Source organism: Pseudomonas sp. MWU347, from assembly GCF_017947305.1.
Classification (GTDB): domain Bacteria; phylum Pseudomonadota; class Gammaproteobacteria; order Pseudomonadales; family Pseudomonadaceae; genus Aquipseudomonas; species Aquipseudomonas putida_A.
Map to the genome: position 1 here is coordinate 1 of NZ_JAFGZB010000022.1, position 7684 is coordinate 7684.

The 7684-nt window shown below is 60.6% G+C and carries 8 protein-coding genes; all 8 read left to right on the forward strand.

What is annotated here, in order from left to right:
- The first annotated feature begins 242 nt into the window (after positions 1–242).
- The 8 genes from KCG87_RS27200 (at position 243) to KCG87_RS27235 (ending at position 7510) form a co-directional block, all read left to right on the forward strand.
- Positions 243–1232, forward strand: a complete 990-nt coding sequence (locus KCG87_RS27200; RefSeq protein ID WP_134786202.1) for an aldo/keto reductase — start codon at positions 243–245, stop codon at positions 1230–1232.
- Positions 1229–1819, forward strand: coding sequence for a flavodoxin (locus KCG87_RS27205; protein ID WP_134786201.1), 591 nt, complete (start codon positions 1229–1231; stop codon positions 1817–1819). The genes KCG87_RS27200 and KCG87_RS27205 overlap by 4 nt, the downstream gene beginning before the upstream one ends.
- A 24-nt stretch (positions 1820–1843) precedes the next feature.
- The gene (locus tag KCG87_RS27210; RefSeq protein ID WP_210559229.1) at positions 1844–2836 is read left to right on the forward strand and encodes an aldo/keto reductase; all 993 of its coding nucleotides are present in this window, start codon (positions 1844–1846) and stop codon (positions 2834–2836) included.
- A gap of 62 nt (positions 2837–2898) precedes the next feature.
- The gene (locus KCG87_RS27215) at positions 2899–3366 is read left to right on the forward strand and encodes a cupin domain-containing protein (RefSeq protein ID WP_134786199.1); all 468 of its coding nucleotides are present in this window, start codon (positions 2899–2901) and stop codon (positions 3364–3366) included.
- A 229-nt stretch (positions 3367–3595) separates the two neighbouring features.
- Positions 3596–4369: a carboxymuconolactone decarboxylase family protein gene (locus KCG87_RS27220; protein ID WP_134786198.1), complete on the forward strand. Its 774-nt coding sequence runs from the start codon at positions 3596–3598 to the stop codon at positions 4367–4369.
- Between the two features lie 121 nt (positions 4370–4490).
- The gene (locus tag KCG87_RS27225) at positions 4491–5435 is read left to right on the forward strand and encodes an alpha/beta fold hydrolase (protein WP_171061861.1); all 945 of its coding nucleotides are present in this window, start codon (positions 4491–4493) and stop codon (positions 5433–5435) included.
- Positions 5436–5482: 47 nt separating this feature from the next.
- Positions 5483–6535, forward strand: coding sequence for an alpha/beta hydrolase (locus KCG87_RS27230; RefSeq protein WP_101270023.1), 1053 nt, complete (start codon positions 5483–5485; stop codon positions 6533–6535).
- Between the two features lie 81 nt (positions 6536–6616).
- Entirely contained in the window at positions 6617–7510 is an 894-nt protein-coding gene (locus tag KCG87_RS27235; RefSeq protein WP_134786195.1) for a LysR family transcriptional regulator, read from the forward strand.
- The last annotated feature ends 174 nt before the right edge of the window (positions 7511–7684 follow it).

Consider the following 7684-nt stretch of genomic DNA (forward strand, 5'->3'; position numbering starts at 1 on the left):
TTGGCCGAAAGCGGTCTCTCATGAGCGGCTGGGTTCGGCCAAAAGCGGACGGTCAAGAGAGTGTCAGATTTTTTGTGTGCGAGCGGTGATGGCCTACCGTGACTCAGGCTTTCATTCGGCAGTCGCCACCTCCCCTTTTCCGGGACTGATGAGCAAACCTCATCAAGCTTTGCCGATTTACCCGTCTAGTCCTCAGTCGTTAGCGCGCTTACTGTTCTTCCCATGCCCAATGGGAGATCAACATGCACAAACGCACACTCGGCAACAGTTCACTCGAAGTATCCGCCCTCGGCCTCGGCTGCATGGGTCTGAGCCATGGTTATGGCCCGGCCACGGATACCGAACAAGCCATCGCACTGATCCGCTCAGCCGTTGAGCGAGGCGTCACCTTCTTCGATACCGCCGAATTCTACGGCCCCTATATCAATGAGCAAGTAGTCGGCGAGGCGCTGGCGCCAGTTCGCGACCAGGTCGTGATCGCCACGAAATTCGGCTTCGCCGTCGGCGCCGACAATACAAAGCAGACTCTGGACAGCCGCCCCGAACGTATTCGAATAGCCGTCGAGGGCTCGTTGCGTCGTTTGAAGACCGACTACATCGACTTGCTCTACCAGCACCGCGTCGATCCGAACGTACCGATCGAAGACGTAGCCGGCGTAGTGAAGGACTTGATTGGCGAAGGCAAGGTCAAGCACTTCGGCCTGTCGGAGGCCGGTGCGCAGACCATTCGCCGTGCGCATGCGGTGCAGCCGATCACAGCGCTGCAAAGCGAGTACTCACTGTGGTGGCGCGAGCCCGAGCAGGAAATCCTGCCGACGCTTTGGGATCTGGGCATTGGCTTCGTGCCGTTCAGTCCGCTGGGGAAGGGGTTTCTCACTGGCACGGTGACGGCTGAGACCACTTACGGCAGCGACGATTTCCGCAGCATCGTCCCGCGTTTCAGCCAATCGGCGCTCCAGGCCAATCAGGCGCTGGTGGTGTTGGTCCGTCAGATAGCCGCGCAGAAACAAGCGACACCGGCGCAGATCGCGCTGGCCTGGCTGCTCGCGCAGGCACCGTGGATTGTGCCGATTCCGGGCACGACCAAACTGCATCGCTTGGAAGAAAACCTCGGCGGCGCGGAGATCACGCTCGATGCGGCCGAACTCAAAGCGATTGATACTGCGCTGGGGCAAGTCCGCATCGAAGGCGAGCGCTACCCCGAATCCCTCAAGGCGCGTGTCGGCCGATGAGTAACGATTACGATCCGCTGCGGCGCACGGTGATCGCCGCATTGGCCAGCGCGCCACTGCTGTCGCTTGCCGACACGCAGAGTGCCGGTGAAACACCGCGTTCTGGCTCGCGCATTCTGGTCGCGTATTTTTCGCGCTCGGGCAATACCCGTGTAGTTGCCGGGCTGATCCAGCGTGGACTGGGTGCCGATCTGTTCGAGATTTGTCCGGCCCACGCTTACCCCGAGGACTATCTGCAAACCGTGGAGCAGGCCCGCCAGGAGCGTGACAGTGGCTTCGAGCCCGAGCTGCAGAACAAGGTTCATGCCCTCAGCGACTACGACACGATCTATCTCGGTTTTCCGATCTGGGGCGAAACCGCGCCGCCGGTCGTGCGCGCATTCCTCAGCGCCCACGACCTGACCGGCAAGACCCTCATCCCCTTCAACACCCACGGCGGTTACGGCTTGGGCAACAGCCGCAGTGTGCTGGTCAAGCACGCGCCGAAGGCCAAAGTGCTGGAAGGATTTGTGATGGAGGGTGAGCAGGAGCGCAAGACCATGGAACGCGTGAACGGCTGGCTGAACGATCACCCTCTCACGCATTAATCGAATTCTGTACGGAGTGACATCATGAAAAACCGCACGTTGGGCAATGGCCTGGAAGTGTCTGCATTGGGCCTTGGCTGCATGAGCATGACGTCGGCCTACGGGCCGGCAGCCGACCAAGCCAGCATGATCAAGCTGATTCGTTCGGCCCACGAGCAAGGCGTCACCTTGTTCGACACCGCCGAAGCGTATGGCCCGTTCGCCAATGAAGAGCTGCTGGGCGAGGCCTTGAAGCCGATCCGCGAGCAGGTCGTCATCGCCACCAAGTTCGGCTTCGATATCGACCCGATCACCGGCGCACGAGGCGGCGGCACCAATAGCCGGCCGGAGCGTATCCGCGCCGTCGCCGAGGCGTCATTGAAGCGCTTGCGTACCGATCACATCGACCTGTTTTATCAGCACCGCGTTGATCCGCAGGTGCCCATTGAAGACGTCGCCGGCACCATCAAGGAATTGATCACCGAGGGTAAGGTCAAGCATTTCGGCCTGTCTGAGGCAGGTGTGGAAACCATCCGCCGGGCCCACGCGGTACAACCGGTCACGGCGGTACAGAGCGAATACTCGCTGTTCTGGCGCGGCCCGGAACTGGAGCTGCTGGCGGTGCTGGAAGAACTGGGGATCGGCTTCGTACCGTTCAGCCCGCTGGGCGCCGGTTTTCTCACCGGTCAAATCGATGAGCACACGCAGTTCGACGCCAGCGACTTCCGCAACTTCGTCCCGCGTTTTTCCCCCGAAGCGCGCAAGGCCAACCTGGCGCTGGTCGATGTGGTGAAAGTCGTCGCTGAGCGTAAGCACGCGACACCTGCGCAAGTCGCGCTAGCCTGGTTGCTCGCACAAAAACCGTGGATTGTGCCGATCCCTGGCACGACCAAACCCCATCGACTGCAAGAGAATCTGGGCGCGGTCGAACTGCAATTGACCGGCGACGATCTGCGCGTGATCAACGAGCAGATCGCGCAGATTCAGGTGCACGGTGAACGCCTGCCGGAATCGGCACTGAAAATGACCGGACTCTGAGTCTGCCCAACGCGGTGCCACGGGCGGCGCCGCTTTTCTTGTCTGACCGGAGAACCAATCCGATGAACCGATTGATTGCGCCACTCGTTGCTTTGTCACTGATGGCGGCAGAGTCCCAGGCCGCCGGCGAAATCCGCATCACGCCAAACGGCGCGCAGCCCTCGGTCAAGGGCGCGGCGCAAAACTTTACCGGCACGGTGCGCGTTGATGGCCTGTTCAAAGGTGAACCGCCGGCGCGCATCGGCGGCGGCACAGTGACCTTCGAGCCGGGCGCACGCACGGCGTGGCACACCCATCCGCTGGGGCAAACGCTGATCGTCACTGCCGGCGTCGGCTATGTGCAGCAAGAGGGGGGCGCGCGTCAGGAGATCCGTCCGGGCGACAGTGTCTGGATTCCACCGAACACCCGTCACTGGCATGGCGCCACGGCCAGCAACGGCATGACCCACATCGCCATCGCTGAAGCCGAGGACGGCCAGACCGTCACTTGGGCAGAACAGGTCTCGGATGCGCAATACGCCGGTAAATGAAGTTACGGAATGTGTCGAAGGTGCGCTGCCGGCACGTTGGGGGCAATCGGCTAGTCGACGTCTAAGCCCCGAATCTGCGGGGTTGCGTCGGGATTTCTGCGATGACTGCTCCGTCGATTCATGAGTTCGGCTCAAGAACCCATGCGCAATATCAGGGTTAATCGCCATAACCAACCTCCGTACGATTCAGCGACACCGCAGCGCCCCGCAATGGATGGAGCCCTTCACGATGATCACTGACACCCGCAACAGCACTGCACTCCCTACACTCATGGCGCTCTGCCTTGGCGTCGGGGCGATGTTCAGCGTCACCACTCAAGCAGCCGAGGCTTCGCCCACCATGACCAGCACACCCGCCAGCGCAGCCAGCTTGTCGAGCCAGCAACAAGCCATTCCACTGATCGCGGCGTTCATGGCGACCAGCGACATGCCCAACCTCAACACGGCGCTCAACCAAGGGCTTGATGCCGGCCTGACCATTAGCGAAACCCGCGAAGTTCTCGTGCAGCTCTACGCCTACGTCGGCTTCCCGCGCAGCCTCAACGCCTTGAATGAATTGATGACCGTGGTGCAGGCGCGCAAACAACGCGGCCTTGACGATGCGCCGGGACGTGAGCCGAACCGGGCGATTCCGGTCGGGGATGAGCTATTGGCAGCGGGTATGGCGAATCAAACGAAAATCTCCGGCGCCCCGGTCAAAGGCCCGGTGTTCGAGTTCGCTCCGGTGATCAACCGGTTCCTGCAAACCCATCTGTTCGGCGACATTTTCGAGCGCGACAACCTCGACTGGCAAAGCCGCGAACTGGCGACAGTCGGGGCGCTGGCAGCGACCCCGGGCGTGGAATCGCAACTGCGTTCGCACATGGCGGCGAGCCTGCGCGTCGGGCTGAGTGCGGCACAGTTGCGCCAGGTCACCGAGCTGCTTGAAAAGCATGGCGATACACAGACTGCCAAGCGGGCAAGCGCAGCGCTGACCCTAGCGCTCGCACCAGCGGGGAAATGACATGAAATCTGCAAAGCATTTACTGAGCGTCACGCTGCTGAGCCTGTTGGCGGCCTGCGCGAACCACTCCGAAGGCCCGCTGCTGATCCAGAAACAAGGCAGCTTCGCCGCCGGCGGAACGATGATCACGGCACCGGGCACCTTCAACCCGCGCCAACCGATGACACCCAACGGCCAGACCTACCACGGGGACCACGCCTACGCCTTCTATCAAATCCCGGCGGACGCGCGAAAGCTGCCCATCGTCATGTGGCACGGCGCGGGTCAGTTTTCCAAGACCTGGGAAACCACCGCCGATGGTCGCGAGGGTTTTCAGAACATCTTTCTGCGCCGCCACTACGGCGTCTATCTGATCGATCAGCCCCGGCGTGGTGATGCCGGGCGCAGCATGGTCGAGACCACCATCAAGCCTGTGCCGGACGAACAACTGTGGTTCAACCAGTTCCGCATCGGGCTTTGGCCCCGCTACTTCAACGGCGTGCAAGTGGCACAGGACGCCCAGACCCGCGAGCAGTTTTTCAGGGCAATGACGCCGAACACCGGGCCGTTTGACATGGGCGTGGTCTCCGATGGTGTGTCGGCGCTGTTCGACAAAATCGGCCCCGGCATCCTGTTTACGCATTCTCAGGGTGGCGGGCCGGGCTGGTTGACGGCGATCAAGAACGACAAGGTCAAAGCCATCGTGGCGTTCGAACCGGGCAGCAGTTTCGTATTTGCTGACGGTGAAGTGCCGGCGCCGATTCCCAGCGCATTCGACACGGTGCAAGGCGCAGCGGTGCCGATGGAGCAATTCATGGCACTGACGCGCATTCCGATCCTGATCCTGTACGGCGACAACATCCCGGAACAGGCAGTCGATCTGCCCGCTCAGGACAGTTGGCGCGCACGCCTGAAAATGGCCCGGTTCTGGCGTGACGCGGTCAATCGCCATGGCGGTGATGTGCGATTGATACACCTGCCGGAGATTGGCATTCACGGCAATACCCATTTCCCCATGTCGGATCTGAACAACGTGCAGATCGCTGACCTGGTCGCGCAGTTCCTCAAAGAAAAACAGCTGGACTGACCCAAATACTTTTGCAACTGCCGCCTTTTTTTGCTCAGGAGCTTCACGTGAAGAACACTCTCAAAGCCACGTTCATGTCGGCATTGGTCGGCCTCTCGGCAGGCGAAGCCTTGGCCGCCGACTACAAGAAGAACCCGTTCACCCTCGCCTACGACGGCGCGATCACCCGCAACGAACCGGGCAAGGTCAACATTCACCCGGTCAGCTATAAGCTCAACGGTCTGGACATCGCCGCCAACGTCTACACTCCTGCCAACTACGACGCGAAGAAGAACTACCCGACCGTGGTGGTTGCGCATCCGAATGGCGGCGTAAAAGAGCAAGTCGCCGGTCTGTATGCCCAGCGCCTCGCCGAACAGGGCTACATCACCATCACGGCCGATGCGGCCTATCAGGGCGCCAGCGGTGGTCAGCCGCGCAGCATCGATAAACCGGCGTATCGCATCGAAGACATTCACGGCATGGCCGATTTCATCAGCCAGTTCGCTGGTGTGGATGACAATCGCCTGGGCCTGCTCGGCATTTGTGGCGGCGGTGGTTATTCGTTGGCGGCGGCGCAAACCGACAAACGCTTCAAATCCCTGGCGACGGTGAGCATGTTCAACTCGGGTCGAGTACGCCGCAACGGCTACAACGACTCGCAAATGGACAGCATTCAGCAACGTTTGCAACAGGCATCAGTAGCGCGCGCGCAAGAGGCAGCGGGGGGCGCAGTGTTGTATTCGGGGGATGCCAACCTCACCGACGAGCAGATTGCCGAACTGCCTTTCGAACTGTATCGCCAAGGTTATGAGTACTACTGGAAAACCCACGCGCACCCGAACTCGACCTTCAAATACACCACCAGCAGCCTTATTGACCTTATGCGTTTCGACGCCACCGACCATATCGAGTTGATCAATCAACCCTTGCTGATGATCGCCGGCAGCAAGGCCGACAGCCTGTACATGACCCAGGATGCGTTCCCGAAAGCCATCGGCACCACTGACAAGGAAGTGTTCATCCTCGATGGCGCCACACACATCGAAACCTACTGGGTGCCGCGTTATGTCGATGCGGCGATCGGCAAACTGACGGATTTTTACGCACGCACCTTGTGATCAGCGCGCCAAGGGTCGCGCATCCGTGCGCGACCTGCTTTCATGGAATAATCACGCGCTCCTCATGAGAGGTACTCATCAATGTCCCGCCCCAATCTCAACGACCTGCAAGCCTTCGTGGTCATCACCCGCGAAGGCAGTTTTACCCGTGCTGCCGCGCAACTGGGCGTTTCGCAGTCGGCGCTGAGTCACACCATGCGCGCCCTAGAAACTCGGCTGGGCGTGCGCCTGTTGACGCGAACCACACGCAGCGTTTCGCCGACCGAGGCCGGCCAGCGCTTGTATCAGTCGATGGCGCCGCGCTTCGATGAGATCGAACTGGAACTGGCTGCTGTCAGTGAGTTTCGCGACACGCCGGCCGGCAACGTGCGGATCTCGGCGTCCGAACATGCAGCCAACAATATCCTCTGGCCGAAGCTGCTGAAGGTGTTGCCCGACTACCCGGACATCAAGGTCGAAATCACCGTCGACTACGCCCTCTCCGACATCGTCGCGCAGCGTTATGACGCAGGTGTGCGCCTGGGTGAACAGGTGGCCAAGGACATGATCGCCGTGCCGATCGGTCCATCCTTGCGTATTGCAGTTGTCGGCTCGCCTCAGTATTTCCGGCATCGGCCTTACCCGATGGAACCGGGAGATCTGGCGGCACACAACTGCATCAACCTGCGCCTGCCGACTCACGGCAGCCTGATGCAATGGGATTTCGAAAAGGATGGCCACGAACTCAAAGCTCGCGTCGAAGGCCAATGGACATTCAACAGCAGCGTGCCAATTCTGCGTGCGGCCGTGGCGGGATGTGGCTTGGCTTTCCTGCCAGAGGACATGGTGGCGAAGGAGCTTGGCGACGGTAGCCTTGTGCGGGTGTTGGAAGATTGGTGCCAACCCTTTGCCGGCTACCATCTCTACTACCCCAATCGTCGCGAACACTCATCAGCGTTTGGCGTTGTAGTTGAAGCGTTACTCTACAGGGGCTGAGACATCGACCTTCAAGGCGTCTGAATTTTTTCCGCCCCCTCATAACCGTGAATGAGCAGATGATTTTGATCGACTGCTTCGGGCGCGACCGACTGCAATGGGTGGTTTACTGCTCATTATGAATGGCAGCTATTGGCCGAAAGTCGCCGTTCGTGAGCGGCAGCTATCGGCCAG

What these genes read in the sequence shown, in the direction of transcription:
- KCG87_RS27200 (WP_134786202.1), top strand. Translation starts at nt 243, where the DNA reads ATGCACAAACGCACACTCGGCAACAGTTCACTCGAAGTATCCGCCCTC.
- KCG87_RS27205 (WP_134786201.1), top strand. Translation starts at nt 1,229, where the DNA reads ATGAGTAACGATTACGATCCGCTGCGGCGCACGGTGATCGCCGCATTG.
- KCG87_RS27210 (WP_210559229.1), top strand. Translation starts at nt 1,844, where the DNA reads ATGAAAAACCGCACGTTGGGCAATGGCCTGGAAGTGTCTGCATTGGGC.
- KCG87_RS27215 (WP_134786199.1), top strand. Translation starts at nt 2,899, where the DNA reads ATGAACCGATTGATTGCGCCACTCGTTGCTTTGTCACTGATGGCGGCA.
- KCG87_RS27220 (WP_134786198.1), top strand. Translation starts at nt 3,596, where the DNA reads ATGATCACTGACACCCGCAACAGCACTGCACTCCCTACACTCATGGCG.
- KCG87_RS27225 (WP_171061861.1), top strand. Translation starts at nt 4,491, where the DNA reads ATGATCACGGCACCGGGCACCTTCAACCCGCGCCAACCGATGACACCC.
- KCG87_RS27235 (WP_134786195.1), top strand. Translation starts at nt 6,617, where the DNA reads ATGTCCCGCCCCAATCTCAACGACCTGCAAGCCTTCGTGGTCATCACC.